Origin of the sequence: Streptomyces roseochromogenus subsp. oscitans DS 12.976, from assembly GCF_000497445.1 — a bacterium.
GTDB lineage: Bacteria > Actinomycetota > Actinomycetes > Streptomycetales > Streptomycetaceae > Streptomyces > Streptomyces oscitans.
Genome location: NZ_CM002285.1, coordinates 7,242,419 through 7,259,209, shown reverse-complemented (window position 1 = coordinate 7,259,209; position 16,791 = coordinate 7,242,419). Strand labels below are relative to the sequence as shown.

Annotated in this window: 22 protein-coding genes; 3 read left to right on the top strand and 19 right to left on the bottom strand. The window is 71.0% G+C overall.

From position 1 onward, the window contains the following. Positions 1–126 precede the first annotated feature (126 nt). From trpA to hisI, 9 genes are all read right to left on the bottom strand, one after another. The gene (gene trpA / locus M878_RS81065; RefSeq protein ID WP_023551480.1) at positions 127–948 is read right to left on the bottom strand and encodes a tryptophan synthase subunit alpha; all 822 of its coding nucleotides are present in this window, start codon (positions 946–948) and stop codon (positions 127–129) included. Then, entirely contained in the window at positions 945–2,219 is a 1,275-nt protein-coding gene (gene trpB, locus M878_RS81060; RefSeq protein WP_023551479.1) for a tryptophan synthase subunit beta, read from the bottom strand. Before trpB ends, trpA begins: the two co-directional genes overlap by 4 nt. A 69-nt stretch (positions 2,220–2,288) precedes the next feature. Then, positions 2,289–2,522, bottom strand: coding sequence for a tryptophan biosynthesis modulator TrpM (gene trpM, locus M878_RS000000101970; protein ID WP_078630456.1), 234 nt, complete (start codon positions 2,520–2,522; stop codon positions 2,289–2,291). A 21-nt stretch (positions 2,523–2,543) separates the two neighbouring features. After that, complete coding sequence (trpC, locus tag M878_RS81055) at positions 2,544–3,353, bottom strand: indole-3-glycerol phosphate synthase TrpC (protein WP_023551478.1); 810 nt, start codon at positions 3,351–3,353, stop codon at positions 2,544–2,546. 142 nt (positions 3,354–3,495) lie between these two features. Further along, the gene (locus M878_RS81050; protein ID WP_106962882.1) at positions 3,496–3,888 is read right to left on the bottom strand and encodes a DUF2752 domain-containing protein; all 393 of its coding nucleotides are present in this window, start codon (positions 3,886–3,888) and stop codon (positions 3,496–3,498) included. Positions 3,889–4,077: 189 nt separating this feature from the next. Continuing rightward, positions 4,078–4,341: an HGxxPAAW family protein gene (locus tag M878_RS81045; RefSeq protein WP_023551476.1), complete on the bottom strand. Its 264-nt coding sequence runs from the start codon at positions 4,339–4,341 to the stop codon at positions 4,078–4,080. 199 nt (positions 4,342–4,540) lie between these two features. Then, positions 4,541–5,179, bottom strand: coding sequence for a TIGR02234 family membrane protein (locus tag M878_RS81040; RefSeq protein WP_023551475.1), 639 nt, complete (start codon positions 5,177–5,179; stop codon positions 4,541–4,543). A gap of 71 nt (positions 5,180–5,250) precedes the next feature. Further along, complete coding sequence (locus tag M878_RS81035; RefSeq protein WP_023551474.1) at positions 5,251–6,729, bottom strand: anthranilate synthase component I; 1,479 nt, start codon at positions 6,727–6,729, stop codon at positions 5,251–5,253. Between the two features lie 11 nt (positions 6,730–6,740). Further along, the gene (gene hisI / locus M878_RS81030) at positions 6,741–7,142 is read right to left on the bottom strand and encodes a phosphoribosyl-AMP cyclohydrolase (protein WP_031226393.1); all 402 of its coding nucleotides are present in this window, start codon (positions 7,140–7,142) and stop codon (positions 6,741–6,743) included. Positions 7,143–7,225: 83 nt separating this feature from the next. Between hisI and M878_RS81025 the strand changes: the two genes are divergently transcribed. Both M878_RS81025 and M878_RS81020 read left to right on the top strand, forming a co-directional pair. Further along, positions 7,226–7,861, top strand: a complete 636-nt coding sequence (locus tag M878_RS81025) for a TIGR03085 family metal-binding protein (protein WP_023551472.1) — start codon at positions 7,226–7,228, stop codon at positions 7,859–7,861. A gap of 12 nt (positions 7,862–7,873) precedes the next feature. Further along, on the top strand, positions 7,874–8,272 hold the full coding sequence (locus tag M878_RS81020) for a VOC family protein (RefSeq protein ID WP_023551471.1): 399 nt from the start codon (positions 7,874–7,876) through the stop codon (positions 8,270–8,272). Between the two features lie 123 nt (positions 8,273–8,395). On the opposite strand, the gene M878_RS81015 is transcribed toward M878_RS81020, so the two are convergent. The 10 genes from M878_RS81015 to hisD all read right to left on the bottom strand — a co-directional run bounded on the left by M878_RS81015 (position 8,396) and on the right by hisD (position 14,770). Continuing rightward, positions 8,396–8,764 (bottom strand): hypothetical protein, encoded by a 369-nt coding sequence (locus M878_RS81015; protein ID WP_342452757.1) that lies wholly within the window; start codon positions 8,762–8,764, stop codon positions 8,396–8,398. A 2-nt stretch (positions 8,765–8,766) separates the two neighbouring features. Next, positions 8,767–8,985 (bottom strand): hypothetical protein, encoded by a 219-nt coding sequence (locus tag M878_RS81010; RefSeq protein ID WP_023551469.1) that lies wholly within the window; start codon positions 8,983–8,985, stop codon positions 8,767–8,769. 67 nt (positions 8,986–9,052) lie between these two features. After that, positions 9,053–9,808 (bottom strand): imidazole glycerol phosphate synthase subunit HisF, encoded by a 756-nt coding sequence (gene hisF, locus M878_RS81005; RefSeq protein WP_023551468.1) that lies wholly within the window; start codon positions 9,806–9,808, stop codon positions 9,053–9,055. A gap of 6 nt (positions 9,809–9,814) precedes the next feature. Then, positions 9,815–10,207, bottom strand: a complete 393-nt coding sequence (locus tag M878_RS81000; protein ID WP_031226391.1) for a RidA family protein — start codon at positions 10,205–10,207, stop codon at positions 9,815–9,817. Continuing rightward, complete coding sequence (priA, locus tag M878_RS80995) at positions 10,204–10,929, bottom strand: bifunctional 1-(5-phosphoribosyl)-5-((5-phosphoribosylamino)methylideneamino)imidazole-4-carboxamide isomerase/phosphoribosylanthranilate isomerase PriA (protein ID WP_023551466.1); 726 nt, start codon at positions 10,927–10,929, stop codon at positions 10,204–10,206. The genes M878_RS81000 and priA overlap by 4 nt, the downstream gene beginning before the upstream one ends. Positions 10,930–10,932: 3 nt before the next feature. Further along, a complete protein-coding gene (gene hisH, locus M878_RS80990) occupies positions 10,933–11,583 on the bottom strand; it encodes an imidazole glycerol phosphate synthase subunit HisH (protein ID WP_031226388.1) in 651 nt (216 codons plus the stop codon). Continuing rightward, a complete protein-coding gene (locus M878_RS98535) occupies positions 11,574–11,738 on the bottom strand; it encodes a hypothetical protein (protein ID WP_023551464.1) in 165 nt (54 codons plus the stop codon). The genes hisH and M878_RS98535 overlap by 10 nt, the downstream gene beginning before the upstream one ends. Before the next feature lie 4 nt (positions 11,739–11,742). Next, positions 11,743–12,345, bottom strand: a complete 603-nt coding sequence (gene hisB, locus M878_RS80980) for an imidazoleglycerol-phosphate dehydratase HisB (RefSeq protein ID WP_023551463.1) — start codon at positions 12,343–12,345, stop codon at positions 11,743–11,745. 2 nt (positions 12,346–12,347) lie between these two features. Beyond that, positions 12,348–13,448 carry a histidinol-phosphate transaminase gene (locus M878_RS80975; RefSeq protein WP_023551462.1) on the bottom strand — a complete coding sequence of 367 codons (1,101 nt, stop codon included), beginning with the start codon at positions 13,446–13,448 and terminating at the stop codon, positions 12,348–12,350. Continuing rightward, positions 13,445–14,770 carry a histidinol dehydrogenase gene (hisD, locus tag M878_RS80970; RefSeq protein WP_023551461.1) on the bottom strand — a complete coding sequence of 442 codons (1,326 nt, stop codon included), beginning with the start codon at positions 14,768–14,770 and terminating at the stop codon, positions 13,445–13,447. Before hisD ends, M878_RS80975 begins: the two co-directional genes overlap by 4 nt. 170 nt (positions 14,771–14,940) lie before the next feature. Here hisD and M878_RS80965 point away from each other — a divergent pair, with 170 nt between their 5' ends. After that, on the top strand, positions 14,941–16,518 hold the full coding sequence (locus M878_RS80965; RefSeq protein ID WP_023551460.1) for a hypothetical protein: 1,578 nt from the start codon (positions 14,941–14,943) through the stop codon (positions 16,516–16,518). Positions 16,519–16,791 lie beyond the last annotated feature (273 nt).

Sequence of the window (16,791 nt, the reverse complement as noted above, 5' to 3'; positions counted from 1 at the left end):
CCCCAGAACGAACCGGGGAGGCGCAGCGCGCCTCCCCGGCCAGAGGTCCACCCGTTCGAGTGACCGAATATTCCGTTACAGACAGATACGAATGACGAACGAAAGCGACCGAACGACTGCGGACAGTTACGACTGCTGTCCGCGCACGCCCTTCGCCAGCTCCCCGGCCAGCTCGCGCACCGCCGCGACACCCGATACGTGGTCGGGGGCGTCGAGCATCCGCTTCACGAACGCCGAGCCGACGATCACGCCGTCGGCGAAGCCGGCGACCTCGGCGGCCTGAGCGGCGTTGGAGACACCGAGTCCGACGCAGACGGGCAGCCCGGTGCCGGTGGCACGGGTGCGCCCGACCAGGTTCCGGGCCTGCGCGCCGACGGATTCACGGGTGCCGGTGACACCCATCAGCGAGGCGGCGTAGACGAAGCCGCTGCCCGCCGCCGTGATCTGGGTGAGCCGCGCGTCCTTGCTGCTCGGCGCCACGACGAAGACCGTCGCCAGGCCGTGCTTCTCGGCGTGCCCCCGCCACAGGGCCGACTCCTGGACGGGCAGGTCGGGCAGGATGCAGCCCGCGCCGCCCGCCTCCGCGAGCTCGGCGGTGAACCGCTCGACGCCGTAGCGGTCGATGGGGTTCCAGTACGTCATGACGAGCACGGGCTTGCCGGTCGCCTCGTACGCCTCGCGGACCGTCCGCATGACATCGGCGATCTTGACCCCGCCGCGCAGCGCGATGTCGTCGGCGGTCTGGATGACCGGGCCGTCGAGGACGGGGTCGCTGTGCGGCAGACCGACCTCGACGACGTCCGCCCCGCCGTCGAAGACGGCCTTGATCGCCTCGATGCCGCCGTCCACGGTCGGGAACCCGGCCGGGAGGTAGGCGATGAGCGCGGACCGGCCCTCGGCCTTGGCGGCGGCGAGGGTGTCGCTCAGCAGCTGAATGTTCCCGCTCACTTGGCGTCCCCCTCGATCTCGGCGGTGTCGGCGGCGACCTCGGCGTCCGTGTCGTAGAGGCCGAAGTAGCGGGCGGCGGTGTCCATGTCCTTGTCGCCGCGGCCGGAGAGGTTGACGACGATCAGGCCGTCCTTGCCCAGCTCCCTGCCGACCTCCAGGGCGCCGGCCAGGGCGTGGGCGCTCTCGATCGCCGGGATGATGCCCTCGGTGCGGGACAGCAGGCGCAGAGCCTGCATGGCGGCGTCGTCGGTGATCGCGCGGTACTCACCGCGGCCCGAGTCCTTCAGGTACGAGTGCTCGGGGCCGATGCCCGGGTAGTCCAGGCCCGCCGAGATCGAGTACGGCTCGGTGATCTGGCCTTCCTCGTCCTGCAGGACATACGACCGGGAGCCGTGCAGGATGCCGGGCTCACCGGCGGTGAGGGTGGCCGCGTGCTCACCGGTCTCGATGCCGTGACCTGCCGGTTCACAGCCGATGAGGCGGACGCCCGCGTCGGGGATGAAGGCGTGGAAGAGGCCGATGGCGTTGGAGCCGCCACCGACGCAGGCGACGGCGGCGTCGGGGAGACGGCCGGCGCGCTCCAGGAGCTGGCGGCGAGCCTCGACGCCGATGACCCGGTGGAAGTCGCGGACCATCGCCGGGAAGGGGTGCGGGCCGGCCACCGTACCGAAGAGGTAGTGGGTGTGGTCGACGTTGGCCACCCAGTCGCGGAACGCCTCGTTGATGGCGTCCTTCAAGGTGCGGCTGCCGGACTTCACGGAGACGACCTCGGCGCCGAGCATGCGCATACGGGCCACGTTCAGGGCCTGGCGCTTGGTGTCGACCTCGCCCATGTAGATGGTGCACTCGAGGCCGAACAGCGCGCAGGCCGTGGCGGTCGCGACACCGTGCTGGCCGGCGCCGGTCTCGGCGATGACCCGGGTCTTGCCCATCCGCTTGGTGAGCAGGGCCTGGCCGAGCACGTTGTTGATCTTGTGGGAGCCGGTGTGGTTGAGGTCCTCACGCTTGAGGAACATTCGCACGCCGCCCGCTTCCGCGGCGAAACGAGGGACCTCGGTGAGCGCCGACGGGCGGCCGGTGTAGTTGACCAGCAGGTCGTCGAGCTCGCGGGCGAACTCGGGGTCCTGCTTGGCCTTGTCGTACTCGACGGCGACCTCGTCGACGGCGGCGACGAGGGCCTCCGGGATGAACTTGCCGCCGAATACGCCGAAGTAGCCTTCGGCGGTGGGGACTTGACCCTCCGGGTCAGGGAAGAAGAAATTGCTGGGCATGCCAAACCTCACGGTGAGTGCGTGTGAAAAGACACTGTTCGCCGTGGGGGCGGAGCTTGTCGTACGACCTCAGGCCGTCTTTGGCCGGTCGTGCCCACGCGACGGAGTCGCATAGTCGGATACAGCCCCGCGCCCCCTTGGGGCGCGCTGCCATCGACGTCCGTTCACCTGCCCAGGCTCATCACCGATGACGTACCGCACCCTGCGGCCGTGGACGCGCCTCGCCGGGGCTCGGCAGCCCCGGGGGCGGCAGCCTCGCGCCAGGCGGGCGTACCGGTCGACGGTCGTCACGGTGAGAGTCATCGGGGGCAGCCTATCGGGTGATCAGCTTCGGCCGTGCCGCAGAGCGGGATGTTCGCCGGCGGCCACCAGGTCGGAGACGGCGGACTTCGGGTCGCGGCCGGTGACCAGGGACTCGCCGACCAGAACCGCGTCGGCGCCCGCGTTGGCGTAGGCGATCAGGTCGTGCGGGCCACGGACACCGGATTCGGCGACCTTGACGATGTGGTCCGGGATCTCCGGGGCGAGCCGCTCGAACGTGGTGCGGTCGACCTCCAGGGTCTTCAGGTTGCGCGCGTTGACGCCGATGACCTTGGCGCCCGCGTCCACCGCCCGCTCCACCTCGTCCTCGTCGTGGACCTCGACGAGCGGGGTCAGTCCGATGGACACGGCCCGCTCGATCAGCGACTCCAGGGCCGGCTGGTCCAGGGCGGCCACGATCAGCAGCGCGAGGTCGGCGCCGTACGCCCGGGCCTCCCACAGCTGGTACGACGTGACGATGAAGTCCTTGCGGAGCACCGGGATGTCCACGCGGGCACGGACGGCCTCCAGGTCGGCCAGCGAGCCGCCGAAGCGGCGCTGCTCGGTCAGGACGGAGATGACGGCCGCGCCGCCCGCCTCGTAGTCCGCGGCCAGCCCGGCCGGGTCGGCGATCGCGGCCAGCGCGCCCTTGGAGGGGCTGGAGCGCTTGACCTCGCAGATCACCTTGACGCCGTCGCCCTTGAGCGCGGCGACCCCGTCCTTGGCGGCGGGCGCCTTGGCCGCGCGCTCCTTGAGCTCATCGAGGCTGACGCGTGCCTGCCGCTCCGCGAGGTCGGCACGGACTCCGTCGATGATCTCGTCGAGCACACTCACGCGAGCGGCCCCCTTTCAGACGGTGTTTCCTTGTTTCCTTCGGGTTTTGAAAACCCGTGGTCATTTCGATGGTATCCGGAGGAACGCGGAGGCCTGGCATCCGGTGGACGCAGGTCCCACCACCTGGACGTTCCCCGAACGATCAAGGATGCAACCAGCCTCCCGACGGCAGGTTCCGGACAGTCGTGAACAGCAACAGCAGCACCCCGATCCCCCACAGATGCACCGGGCCCAGCTCCATCCGCAGCGGCCGGCCGCGCGCCGCGCGGACCACCCAGACGGTCCACAGCACCGCAAAGCCCAGGTAGCCGGCCACGGCCAGTGCGTTGTCGTGCAGTGCGGTGAGCAGATCGCCGTGGACGAAGGCGTGGGCGCTGCGCAGTCCGCCGCAGCCGGGGCAGTACAGGCCGGTGATCCGGTACAGCGGGCAGACGGGGTAGTGACCGGGCTGGTTCGGATCGACGGCACCGACATACGCGAAGGCCCCGGCGACGGCCGCGAACAGCCCGCCCGGGACCGCGAGCCGCCGCCACATGGGGGCGGCGGGCACGGCCGGGTACGGGATGGTCTGCGGGGCCGGGCGGCTGACGGCGTTCACGCGAGCATTGTCCCCCTCCGGTCCGGCACGGCGCGCGCTGGACCGGCGATACACCCCCGCACACGACGAGGGGCGGCCCCCACCCTCTTCAGGTGGTGGGCCGCCCCTCGCGGGATGGCTGTGGGCTCAGCTCTCGGCGGTGGCCGGCTCGCGGGTGACGACCGGGGCGGCCGTCATCTTGAGAGGGGCCTGCTTCGGCTGGCCGAGACCCATGGCGCGCATGATGCCGCCGACCACCGCACCGAGCAGGATGAGCACCATGCCGGCCCAGAAGCCGACGGGCTGGGCCATCACCATGAAGGCGCCCGCGACGCAGAAACCGATGAAGGAAATGATGACACCGGTCCAGGCGGCCGGGGTGTGACCGTGGCCGTGGCTGCTGCCCGCCATGACTTGCTCCTCGTTGCTGTGTACGTGTCCAGTAGGCGTCGTACGTGTCGTACGGTTCCGAGCCCGCCCGTCACTGTCCGAGCCGGACGCTCGTCACCCATTGTCCCGTACGCCCGCGCGCGCCGGGCGCGGGGGTGGCGTCTGGTTCGCCACACCCGGCTCGCCTTGACCGGCGCTCGACCGGCTCTTGACCGGGGGCTCAGGCTCCGGTCGGGTCCTCGCCCCGGTCCAGGGCCTTCCACATCTCCTCGGGCCGCTCCGGGTCGACCGGCCTGGCCTTGCGGCGCGGACGGTCGGCGCCGCGCTCGTAGCGGCCGGACATGGCGGGCCACAGGGCGCCGTAGCGCAGCGCCAGCAGGCCGGCCAGCAGGATCAGCGCACCGCCGACGGCCGCGACGTAGGGCCAGCCGGTGTGGCTGAGCGCGGCGACGGTGGCGGAGGTGTCGCCGCTGGCCTGGGCGGCCTTGTCGTCCAGCGCGGAGTTGTCCGAGGCGGCCACGAGGGCGGCGGCCGCGATGCCGGCGCCGGAGAGCGCGAGCAGCGCGGCGACGACGAGCCGGCCGGCCCTGCGGACGGCGAAGACGGCGACGAGCGCGGCGAGGCCCACTATGGCGAGGGCCGCGGGGACACCCGTGACGTCGCTGCCCTTGACGGTGAGCGGGAACGCGCCGCCGGCCACCGTCGCGGTGCCCTCCGCCCAGCGCTGCCGGGTCGCGAGCAGCGCCACGGCCACGCCGAGCGCACCGCACAGGAGGGCCACGGCGAGGCTCCGCCGGCCGGACCGGGCGGGCTCGGCGGCTTCGGTACGGGGGTGAGGTACGGCAGTCACGTACTCCACTATCGCCTGAACCCCGGGCGAACCGTCACCCGGGGTTCGTATGAGAAGCACCCCACTTGCCGAGAAGCGCCCTACTTGCCCAGCCGGTTGGCGGTGTGCACCGCCCGGAGCACCGCCGCCGCCTTGTTGCGGCACTCCTGGTCCTCCGCGACCGGGTTCGAGTCGGCGACGATGCCGGCTCCGGCCTGGACGTAGGCCGTGCCGTCGCGCAGCAGGGCCGTACGGATGGCGATCGCGGTGTCGGAGTCGCCGGCGAAGTCCAGATAGCCGACGCAGCCGCCGTACAGGCCGCGTCGGGACGGCTCCAGTTCGTCGATGATCTGCATCGCCCGGGGTTTGGGGGCGCCGGAGAGAGTGCCCGCCGGGAAGCAGGCGGTGAGCACGTCGAAGGCCGTACGGCCCTCGGCCACCTGGCCGGTGACGGTCGAGACGATGTGCATCACGTGCGAGTACCGCTCGATGGACATGAAGTCGACCACCTCGACCGAGCCGGGCTCGCAGACCCGGCCGAGGTCGTTGCGCCCGAGGTCGACCAGCATCAGGTGCTCGGCGCGCTCCTTGGGGTCGGCGAGCAGCTCCTCGGCGAGGGCCTGGTCCTCCCGCGGGGTGGTCCCGCGGGGCCGGGTGCCGGCGATGGGGTGGACCATCGCGCGTCCGTCCTCGACCTTCACCAGGGCCTCGGGGGACGAGCCGACGACGTCGAACCCGTCGAAGCGGAAGAGATACATGTACGGCGAGGGGTTGGTCGCCCGCAGGACGCGGTAGACGTCCAGGGCGCTCGCCGTGCACGGGGTCTCGAAGCGCTGGGAGGGCACGACCTGGAAGGCCTCGCCGGCGCGGATGCGCTCCTTGATGTCCTCGACGGCCACCTGGAAGTCGGGGCCGCCCCACAGCGCGGTGTACTCGGGCAGCTCGGAGGGCGGCAGCACGGCCGGGGGCTGGGGCACCGCGCGCGTGAGGTCGGCCTCCATGGCGTCGAGGCGGGCCACGGCGTCGGCGTAGGCCTCGTCCACCCCGGTGTCGAGGTCGTTGTGGTTGATCGCGTTGGCGATCAGCAGGACCGAGCCCTCCCAGTGGTCCATGACGGCGAGGTCGCTGGTCAGCAGCATGGTCAGCTCGGGGAGCTGCAGGTCGTCGCGCTCGCCGGGGCCGATCTTCTCCAGGCGGCGGACGATGTCGTAGCCGAGGTAGCCGACCATGCCGCCGGTGAAGGGCGGCAGGTCCTCCTGGTGCGGGGTGTGCAGGGCCTGGAGGGTGGCGCGCAGGGCCTTGAGGGGGTCGCCGTCCACGGGGACGCCGACCGGCGGGGTGCCGAGCCAGTGGGCCTGCCCGTCGCGTTCCGTCAGCGTGCCGGCGGAGCGGACGCCGACGAAGGAGTAGCGGGACCAGGAGCGGCCGTTCTCGGCGGACTCCAGCAGGAAGGTGCCGGGGCGCTCGGCGGCCAGTTTGCGGTAGAGCGCGACCGGGGTGTCGCCGTCGGCGAGGAGCTTGCGGGTGACCGGGATGACGCGCCGGTCGGCGGCGAGCTTACGGAAGGTCTCGAGGTCCATGGCGGCCGACCTTACTGATCCGCGCTCTGGGCGGCGGAACCGGCGTCCTTGAGGAGCACGTCCTCGTCGAAGCACGTGCGCGCCCCGGTGTGGCAGGCGGCGCCCACCTGGTCGACCTTGACGAGCACGGTGTCGGCGTCGCAGTCGAGCGCGACGGACTTCACCCACTGGAAGTGGCCGGAGGTGTCGCCCTTGACCCAGTACTCCTGGCGGCTGCGGGACCAGTAGGTGCAGCGGCCGGTGGTCAGCGTGCGGTGCAGTGCCTCGTCGTCCATCCAGCCGAGCATGAGCACCTCACCGGTGTCGTACTGCTGGGCGATGGCGGGGAGGAGGCCGTCGGCGCTGCGCTTGAGGCGGGCGGCGATCTCCGGGTCGAGGCTGCTGGCCCGGGGAGTCCCGGTCGTACTGGTCATGGGTGCCATTGTGCCGCGCGGGTCGGACAGTGCCGGTGCCGTGTCCACTGCGCGGACTCGGTGGCGGGTCGTAGGCTGGCTCCATGTCGACCTTCGCCCAGCGTGAACGGCTGCTGCTCGCCGACCTCTTGGAAACCGTCGGTCCGGATGCCGAGACCCTCTGCGAGGGCTGGCGGACCCGGGACCTGGCCGCGCATGTGATCGTGCGCGAGCGCCGGCCGGACGCGGCCGGGGGCACGCTGATCAAGCAGCTCGCGCCGCGCCTGGAGAAGGTGATGGCCGAGTACACCGCGAAGCCGTACGAGGAGCTGATCCAGCTGATCCGTACCGGCCCGCCGCGCTTCTCGCCGTTCCAGCTCAAGCAGGTCGACGAGGCGGCCAACGTCGTCGAGTTCTACGTCCACACCGAGGACGTCCGCCGGGCCCAGCCGGACTGTAGCCCGCGCGAGCTGGACCCGGTCTTCCAGGACGCCCTGTGGTCGCGGCTGGAGCGCACGGCGCGGCTGGTGGCCCGGGGTGTGCCGACGGGTCTGGTGCTGCGCCGCCCGGACGGGCAGACGGCGGTGGCGCACCGGGGTGCCCCGGTGGTGACGGTGACCGGCGAGCCGTCGGAGCTGCTGATGTTCGCGTTCGGCCGGCAGGACGCGGCCAAGGTGGACGTGGACGGCGAGGCGGACGCGATCACCAAGCTGCACGAGTCCCGGCAGCTGGGCATCTGAGCAGGGCCGCCCATGATCAAGGTGGCCATGACCGGGGTGTACGTGGACGACGTGACCCGGGCGCACGCCTTCTACACGGAGGTCCTGGGCTTCGAGACGCGCCTGCACCTGGACCTGGGCGACGACACGCTGTTCGTCACGGTCGGGGCGCCCGACGGGGGCCAGCCGGACCTCCAGCTGTTGCTGGAGCCGGGTGAGGGCCCCATCGCCGAGCCGTACCGACGGGCCCTGTACGAGGCGGGCATCCCGTGCATCGTCTTCTCCGTGGACGACCTCGCGGCGGAGTACGAGCGGCTGACCGGCCGGGGTGTCCGGTTCACGCACGAGCCGCAGGAGCAGGGGCCGGTGCTGGCGGCGGTGTTCGACGACACCTGCGGCAATCTGGTGCAGCTGGTTCAGCCGAAGGAGTGAACTTCAGCCGGGGAGTTCCGCGCGGCACAGCGCAGGTACGACCTGGTGGTCGGGGTCACGGTGGGCGGGGCGCGCGTGAGGCATCCCCGCCCGGGAGGCGGCTATGTGCAGTCGGTCACCGGGTCAGGCGGACCACTCGCGCAGGAGGCGGGCGGTTTCCGTGAGGTCGGCCTCGTCGGCGCGGATGTCAGCGACGAGTTTCGCCCAGTCACCGGACGGCCGGTTGATCGGCGTTCCAGACGCCTCCATGTATGCGCGGATACAGCCGATACCGATCGACGCGTTGTAGTCCGTGAACGGCCTGAGTCTCAGCGCTGTGTGCAGGAACGTCGCCGCGCGCGTCGCAGCCTCCTCGTAGTAAGGCTCGCCCGCGATGCGCTCGTACTTGTGTCGCTCCGCCATGCAGTGCAGTGCACCCCAGTCACGGATCGGAGTGTTTTCCGGCGAGACCTCGATCTGAACGTTGAGGATCCAGCCCGCGTCTACGTACATCGTCACCGCAGCCCCACCGGGAAGCGCTCGTCGAAGTCCGCCATGATCTCCCGGGCGTACTTCGAGGCCCCCTCGACGAACCGCTGCTTCTGCCGCCGCCGCACCACGTCCTCGGTCAGTATGTCGTGCGCCAGCCGCTTGATCGCGACGCCCTGTTCCTTGGCCTCCGCGCGCAGTTCAGCCAGCTCTTCCTCGGTGAACTCAATCGTGATTCCAGGCATATGAGCACCCTAGAGGGGCTGCCACCATGATCACTACCATATTCACTACCGAGGGTGATCCGTCGAACTAGCGAACGGGATGCCCCGCCGCCCGCAGCGTCTGCTTCACCTCGCCGATCCGCAGATCCCCGAAGTGGAACACCGACGCCGCCAGGACCGCGTCCGCGCCCGCCGCGATGGCCGGGGGGAAGTCGGAGAGTTTGCCGGCGCCGCCCGAGGCGATGACCGGGACGGTGACGTGCTTGCGGACGGCGGCGATCATCTCCAGGTCGTAGCCGTCCTTGGTGCCGTCGGCGTCCATGGAGTTCAGCAGGATCTCGCCCGCGCCCAGCTCGGCGGCCCGGTGCGCCCACTCGACCGCGTCGATGCCGGTGCCGCGGCGGCCGCCGTGGGTCGTCACCTCGAAGGATCCCGACGCGGTGCGGCGGGCGTCGACCGACAGGACCAGGACCTGGCGGCCGAAGCGTTCGGCGATCTCACGGATCAGGTCGGGGCGGGCGATCGCCGCCGTGTTCACGCCCACCTTGTCGGCGCCCGCCCGCAGCAGCTTGTCCACGTCCTCGGCCGTACGGACGCCGCCGCCGACCGTCAGCGGGATGAACACCTGCTCCGCGGTGCGGCGCACCACGTCGTACGTCGTCTCCCGGTTGCCCGAGGACGCGGTGATGTCCAGGAACGTCAACTCGTCGGCGCCCTCGGCGTCGTACACCTTGGCCATCTCGACCGGGTCGCCCGCGTCGCGCAGGTTCTGGAAGTTGACGCCCTTGACGACCCGGCCGTTGTCCACGTCCAGGCAGGGGATGACTCGGACCGCCAGGGTCATGACTGCTCAGGCTCCTCTGAATGCTTCAAGCTCTACTTCGACCAGGATGCGCGGATCGACGAAGCCCTCGACCACCAGCAGGGTCGTACACGGGCGCACGGAGTCGAACAGCTCCTTGTGGGCCCGTCCCGCCTCGTCGACGTCGCGCACATGGCTCAGATACATACGGGTGCGGATCACGGACTCGATGCCGAGCCCGAACTCCTTCAGCGCCTCCAGGGCGTTGCCGAAGGCGACCTTGGTCTGCTCGTACGGGTCGCCCTCGCCGTACAGCACCGTGCCCTTGAAGGACGTGGTGCCGCCCACGGACACCCGGTCCCCCGCCGCGACGGCGCGCGCGAATCCGAAGCTCTCTTCCCAGGGGCTTCCGCTCTGCACGCGCCGCACGGCACCAGTCATGACGACACAGCCTCCAAGGCCTCTTCCAGGGTGAACGCCTTCGCGTACAGGGCCTTCCCGACGATGGAACCCTCGACACCGAGGGGTACCAGCTCGGCGATGGCGCGGAGGTCGTCCAGGGACGACACGCCGCCGGAGGCCACGACCGGGCGGTCGGTGGCCGCACACACATTGCGCAGCAGTTCCAGGTTCGGGCCCTGGAGCGTGCCGTCCTTGGCGATGTCGGTGACGACGTAGCGGGCGCAGCCCTCCTTGTTGAGGCGCTCCAGCGTCTCGTAGAGGTCGCCGCCGTCGCGGGTCCAGCCGCGGCCGCGCAGGGTCGTGCCGCGCACGTCCAGGCCGACCGCGATCTTGTCACCGTGCTCGGCGATGACCTTGGCGACCCACTCCGGGGTCTCCAGTGCAGCGGTTCCGAGGTTGACGCGGGTGCAGCCGGTGGCCAGGGCGGCCGCCAGCGAGGCGTCGTCGCGGATGCCGCCGGACAGCTCCACCTTGATGTCCATCGCCTTCGCGACCTCGGCGATCAGCTCACGGTTGTCGCCGGTGCCGAACGCGGCGTCCAGGTCGACCAGGTGCAGCCACTCGGCGCCGGACCGCTGCCAGGCGAGCGCGGCCTCCAGCGGGGAGCCGTACGAGGTCTCCGTGCCGGACTCGCCGTGCACGAGGCGGACGGCCTGGCCGTCGCGGACGTCGACGGCGGGGAGGAGTTCGAGCTTGGCCATGGTCTACAGGGTTCCGATCCAGTTGGTGAGGAGCTGGGCGCCGGCGTCGCCGGACTTCTCGGGGTGGAACTGCGTGGCCCACAGGGCGCCGTTCTCGACGGCGGCCACGAACGGCTTGCCGTGCGTCGACCAGGTCACCTTGGGGGGCGCGATCACCGGGTTGTTCGTCTCCAGCTGCCAGTCGTGGACGGCGTAGGAGTGCACGAAGTAGAAGCGGGCGTCGGCGTCGAGGCCGGCGAACAGCTCCGAGTCGGGCGGGGCGTCGACGGTGTTCCAGCCCATGTGGGGCACGACGTCGGCCTGCAGCGGCGCGACCGTGCCGGGCCACTCGTCCAGGCCCTCGGCCTCCACACCGTGCTCGATGCCGCGCGCGAACAGGATCTGCATGCCGACGCAGATACCCATCACGGGCCGGCCTCCGGACAGCCGGCGGTCGATCACCCAGTCACCGCGCGCGGCGCGCAGGCCCCGCATACAGGCCGCGAACGCGCCGACGCCCGGCACCAGCAGTCCGTCGGCGTTCATGGCCTTGTCGAAGTCACGCGTGATCTCGACATCGGCGCCCACGCGCGCGAGGGCGCGCTCGGCGGACCGGACGTTGCCGAAGCCGTAGTCGAAGACGACGACCTTCTTGCTGCCACCGCTCAATTCCACACCCCCAGCCGCATGACGCCCGCGACCAGGCACATGGCCGCGCCGATGGAGAGCAGCACGATGAGGCTCGTGGGCATCTTCTGCTTGACGAAGGAGATGATGCCGCCGACCAGGAAGAGGCCGACGACGATCAGGACCGTGGACAGACCGTTCATGGGGTTACAGCGCGCCCTTCGTGGAGGGGAGGATGCCGGCCGCGCGCGGGTCACGCTCGGAGGCGTAGCGCAGTGCCCGGGCCAGCGCCTTGAACTGGCACTCCACGATGTGGTGCGCGTTGCGCCCGTACGGCACGTGCACGTGCAGCGCGATCTGCGCCTGGGCGACGAAGGACTCCAGGATGTGCCGGGTCATCGTGGTGTCGTACTCGCCGATCATCGGCGCCATGTTCTCGGGCTCGGTGTGCACGAGGTACGGGCGGCCGGACAGGTCCACCGTCACCTGAGCGAGGGACTCGTCCAGCGGGACCGTGCAGTTGCCGAACCGATAGATCCCCACCTTGTCGCCGAGCGCCTGCTTGAAGGCGGCGCCGAGCGCGAGGGCGGTGTCCTCGATGGTGTGGTGGGAGTCGATGTGCAGATCGCCGTCGGTCTTCACGGTCAGGTCGAACAGGCCGTGCCGGCCGAGCTGGTCGAGCATGTGGTCGTAGAAGCCGACGCCGGTGGCGATGTCGGTCCTGCCGGTGCCGTCGAGATCGATCTCGACCAGGACCGAGGTCTCCTTGGTCGTCCGCTCGATTCTTCCGACGCGGCCTTCGCGAGGCATGCTCACAGCTCCTTCTTCAATTCCCGTACCGCGTCGAGGAACGCGTCGTTCTCCTCCGGGGTGCCGGCGGACACCCGCAGCCATCCCGGTACGCCGTTGTCCCGGACCAGGACGCCCCGGTCGAGGATCTTCTGCCAGGCGGTGTGGGCGTCCGCGAACCGCCCGAACTGCACGAAGTTGGCGTCGGACTCGATGACGTCGTAGCCGATCGCGCGCAGCTCGGCGACCAGCCGGTCCCGCTCCGCCTTCAGCTGCTCGACGTACTTCAGCAATGTGTCGGTGTGCTCCAGCGCGGCCAGCGCGGTCGCCTGGGTGATAGCCGACAGGTGGTACGGCAGCCGGACGAGCTGGACGGCGTCCACGACCGCCGGGTCGGCGGCGAGATAGCCGAGGCGCAGGCCCGCCGCGCCGAACGCCTTCGACATCGTGCGCGAGATGACCAGGTGCGGGCGGCCTTCGAGCAGCGGCAGCAGCGAGTCGCCGTGGCTGAACTCGATGTACGCCTCGTCCACGATCACCATCGACGGCTTGGCCGCCTGCGCCGCCTCGTACAGCGCGAGGACGGTCTCGGGCGGGACCGCGTTGCCCGTGGGGTTGTTGGGGGTGGTGATGAAGACGACGTCCGGCTGATGCTCGGCGATCGCCTCGACGGCCGCCGCGAGGTCGATCGTGAAGTCCTCGCCCCGCGGACCCGAGATCCAGCCGGTGCCCGTGCCGCGCGCGATGAGGGCGTGCATCGAGTACGACGGCTCGAAGCCGATCGCCGTACGGCCCGGCCCGCCGAAGGTCTGCAGCAGCTGCTGGATGACCTCGTTGGAGCCGTTGGCGGCCCACACGTTCTCGATGCCGAGGGGGTACTTGCCGGTCTTCGTCAGGTATGCGGCCAGCTCCGTGCGCAGCTGGACCGCGTCCCGGTCGGGGTAGCGGTTCAGGTCGCGGGCGGCCTCCCGGACCCGCTCCGTGATCCGCTCGACCAGCGGCTCGGGCAGCGGGTAGGGGTTCTCGTTGGTGTTCAGCCGTACGGGGACGTCCAACTGGGGCGCGCCGTAGGGGGACTTGCCGCGCAGCTCGTCCCGTACGGGGAGATCGTCGATGCGGGTCACTTGCTCTCGGGTACCTTCCAGCCGAACCTCGCCTTGATCGCCGCGCCGTGCGCCGGCAGGTCCTCCGCCTCCGCCAGCGTCACCACGTGATGGGCGACCTCGGCGAGGGCGTCCTTCGTGTAGTCCACGATGTGGATGCCGCGCAGGAAGGACTGGACGGACAGGCCCGAGGAGTGGCAGGCGCAGCCGCCGGTGGGCAGGACGTGGTTGGACCCGGCCGCGTAGTCGCCCAGCGAGACGGGGGCCCAGGGGCCGATGAAGATCGCGCCCGCGTTCTTGACGCGGTCGGCCACCTCTTGAGGACGAGCCGTCTGGATCTCCAGGTGCTCGGCGCCGTACGCGTCGACCACCCTGAGTCCCTCGTCGATGCCGTCGACCAGCACGATCGCGGACTGCCGGCCCTTGAGCGCGGGCACGACCCGGTCCTCGACGTGCTTGGTCGCCGCGACCTGCGGCTCCAGCTCCTTCTCCACCGCGTCCGCCAGCTCGACGGAGTCGGTGACCAGCACGGCCGCCGCGAGCGGGTCGTGCTCGGCCTGGCTGATCAGGTCCGAGGCGACGTGCACCGGGTCGGCGGTGTCGTCCGCGAGGATCGCGATCTCGGTCGGACCGGCCTCGGCGTCGATGCCGATCCGGCCGGTGAAGAAGCGCTTGGCGGCCGCGACCCAGATGTTGCCCGGGCCGGTGACCATGTTGGCGGGCGGGCAGGACTCGGTGCCGTACGCGAACATCGCGACCGCCGTGGCGCCGCCGGCCGCGTAGACCTCGTCCACGCCGAGCAGCGCGCAGGCGGCGAGGATCGTCGGGTGCGGGAGCCCTCCGAATTCGGCCTGCGGCGGGCTGGCGAGCGCGATCGACTCGACCCCGGCCTCCTGCGCCGGTACGGCGTTCATGATCACGGACGAGGGGTAGACGGAGCGGCCGCCCGGCGCGTACAGCCCGACGCGCTCGACCGGCACCCATTTCTCGGTCACGGAGCCACCTGGCACGACCTGCGTGGTGTGCGTGTCGCGGCGCTGCTCACGGTGGACCAGGCGGGCGCGGCGGATGGACTCCTCCAGCGCGGCACGCACGGCCGGGTCGAGGGCCGCCAGCGCGTCGGTGAGCGCCTGGGCCGGCACACGGACGGATTCCAGCCGTACTCCGTCGAACTTCTCGGCGAAGTCGATCAGCGCCGCGTCGCCACGATGATGCACGGCCTCGCAGATCGGACGCACCTTCTCCAGGGCGGCCTGAACGTCGAAGTCGGCTCGGGGCAGCAGGTCGCGCAGGGCCGGGCCCTCGGGAAGGGCGTCGCCGCGCAGATCGATTCGGGAGATCACAGTCCCAATTCTCGCAGACCGCCGTCTCGAATCGTCGGCGCGTATCAATGGCTGATACAGAACGTGGCCGAACTCGGAAGATCTCCTTCACCTCTAGTGTTCCAGCAGTCACTGAGCGGGCATGAACGGTTGTACGAGACCCCTGACCAGCGGAGGGAGAAGGAACAGCGGTGACCGAGGGGGCCGGTGCCGTCGCCGGGGATCTGCCGGACGAGCTGACCGCGGCCGAGGCGGGCATGTGGCAGGCCTTCCGCAACGGCAGCGTGTACGACCTGAGCAGCGGCGACACCGTCGTGGACGATCCGCACGGCGGACACCCCTGGGGCCCGGAGCGCGCGGTGCGGGCCCGGATCGTGGCCTGGCTGCTGCTGGACGGCCCGCCCGCGCTCGCGGGCCGGGTGTCCTCGCTGAAGCTGACCGGCGTGCGGATCACCGGCACGCTGGACCTCTCCGGCGGCGCGGTGCGGCCGTACGTCGAGCTGCGCGGCTGCCGCTTCGACGACCAGGTACTGCTGCCGGAGGCCCGGTTCACGACCCTGCGGATGGTGGACTGCGCGGTGCCCCGGCTGGAGGCGGCCCGGGTGCACACCGAGGGTGATCTGCATCTGGCGCGCTGCCGCTTCCAGAACGGGGTGCGGCTGACGGACGCGCACATCGGCACCGATCTCATGCTCAACCAGGCGGTCGTGTACCGGGACCGCAGCGGGCGGTCGATCGCCGGGGACGGCCTGACCGTCGGCCAGGACCTGCAGGCGGAGATGCTGGAGTCGCACGGCGAGCTGCGGTTGCGCGGTGCCAAGGTCGGCGTGTCGCTCAGCCTGCGCGGCGCGACGCTGGACAACCCGTACTCCCGCTACGCCCTGAACGCACCCCAGCTGACGGTCGAGCGCACCCTGTACCTGACCCCGGCCGGCGTGGGCAGCCCGCTGCTGAGCGGCACGACACCGGCGCGCGGGACGCGGATCCAGCGGTTCGAGTGCCGGGGCGGGCTACGCCTGGACGACGGGCGGTTCGGGGACGCCGTCGACTGCGAGCGGGCCCGGTTCACCCTCGGCGACGACCAGGAGCTGTCGCTGCGCCGGGTGCACGCCTCGGAGCTGCGCTTCCTCGGGGACATGCCGCAGCGCGGCAAGGTGGTGCTGTCCGGCGCGCGGATCGTCAGCCTGGTGGACCGTGCCGCGAGCTGGCCCGGCCCCGGCAATCTGCACATGAGCGGCTTCGTGTACGAGAACCTCGTCCCGCGCGGCCCGTTCCCGCTGACCGGCCGGCTGGACTGGGTGGCGGCGGCCACCGCCGAGTACGCCCCGGAGCCGTACGAGCGGCTGGCGGCGGTGCTGCGCGCGGCCGGGGAGGACGAGGACGCGCGCGAGGTGCTGCTCGCCAAGCAGCGCCGGCGCCGCGAGACGCTGCCGCTGGCCGGCAAGTTCTGGGGGTACGTCCAGGACTGGACGGTGGCCTACGGCTACCGGCCGGGCCGGGCCGCGGTGTGGATGGCGGTGCTGTGGGCGGCGGGCACGCTGGCGTTCGCGCACGCGGACCATCCGCCGATGAACCACGACGGCCATCCGTACTGGAGCCCCGCCCTGTTCACACTGGACCTGCTGCTGCCCGTCATCGACCTGGGCCAGGTCGGCCAGTGGCAGTTGCGCGGCGGCTGGCAGTGGCTGGCGGCCGCGATGATCCTGCTCGGCTGGACACTGGCGACGACGGTGGCGGCGGGGGCGACGCGGCTGCTGCGGCGGGGCTGAGGGGTCGAGACCGGGCCGTTTTCCGCACATCGGTCGCTTTTTCCGCACAGCGACCGCACAAAAGCGGAACATTCACCTTTTACCGGTCCTTGACCTGCGGCCGTACAACTTTCTGCGACTTCCTCAAAGCCTCTGGCGCGCTCCCGACCTGCGGTCTTTCAATGGTCGACACCATGGCTCCGCTGCCCCCGTTCATCCGCCCCACTCGGATGACCAAACGCTCCGCGCACCTCGTCCCCGGCCGGACTCCGGCCGGGACGAGGCTGTGCTCGA

Coding starts and splice junctions, on each gene's coding strand:
- hisI (WP_031226393.1), bottom strand. CDS start 7,142: ATGACCAGTACGACCGGGACTCCCCGGGCCAGCAGCCTCGACCCGGAG.
- priA (WP_023551466.1), bottom strand. CDS start 10,929: ATGGCCAAGCTCGAACTCCTCCCCGCCGTCGACGTCCGCGACGGCCAG.
- M878_RS81000 (WP_031226391.1), bottom strand. CDS start 10,207: ATGACTGGTGCCGTGCGGCGCGTGCAGAGCGGAAGCCCCTGGGAAGAG.
- trpB (WP_023551479.1), bottom strand. CDS start 2,219: ATGCCCAGCAATTTCTTCTTCCCTGACCCGGAGGGTCAAGTCCCCACC.
- M878_RS81010 (WP_023551469.1), bottom strand. CDS start 8,985: ATGCCTGGAATCACGATTGAGTTCACCGAGGAAGAGCTGGCTGAACTG.
- M878_RS81050 (WP_106962882.1), bottom strand. CDS start 3,888: ATGTGGCGGCGGCTCGCGGTCCCGGGCGGGCTGTTCGCGGCCGTCGCC.
- M878_RS81015 (WP_342452757.1), bottom strand. CDS start 8,764: ATGTACGTAGACGCGGGCTGGATCCTCAACGTTCAGATCGAGGTCTCG.
- M878_RS81035 (WP_023551474.1), bottom strand. CDS start 6,729: ATGGACCTCGAGACCTTCCGTAAGCTCGCCGCCGACCGGCGCGTCATC.
- M878_RS81020 (WP_023551471.1), top strand. CDS start 7,874: ATGATCAAGGTGGCCATGACCGGGGTGTACGTGGACGACGTGACCCGG.
- M878_RS98535 (WP_023551464.1), bottom strand. CDS start 11,738: ATGAACGGTCTGTCCACGGTCCTGATCGTCGTCGGCCTCTTCCTGGTC.
- trpM (WP_078630456.1), bottom strand. CDS start 2,522: ATGACTCTCACCGTGACGACCGTCGACCGGTACGCCCGCCTGGCGCGA.
- M878_RS81025 (WP_023551472.1), top strand. CDS start 7,226: ATGTCGACCTTCGCCCAGCGTGAACGGCTGCTGCTCGCCGACCTCTTG.
- hisF (WP_023551468.1), bottom strand. CDS start 9,808: ATGACCCTGGCGGTCCGAGTCATCCCCTGCCTGGACGTGGACAACGGC.
- M878_RS81045 (WP_023551476.1), bottom strand. CDS start 4,341: ATGGCGGGCAGCAGCCACGGCCACGGTCACACCCCGGCCGCCTGGACC.
- hisB (WP_023551463.1), bottom strand. CDS start 12,345: ATGCCTCGCGAAGGCCGCGTCGGAAGAATCGAGCGGACGACCAAGGAG.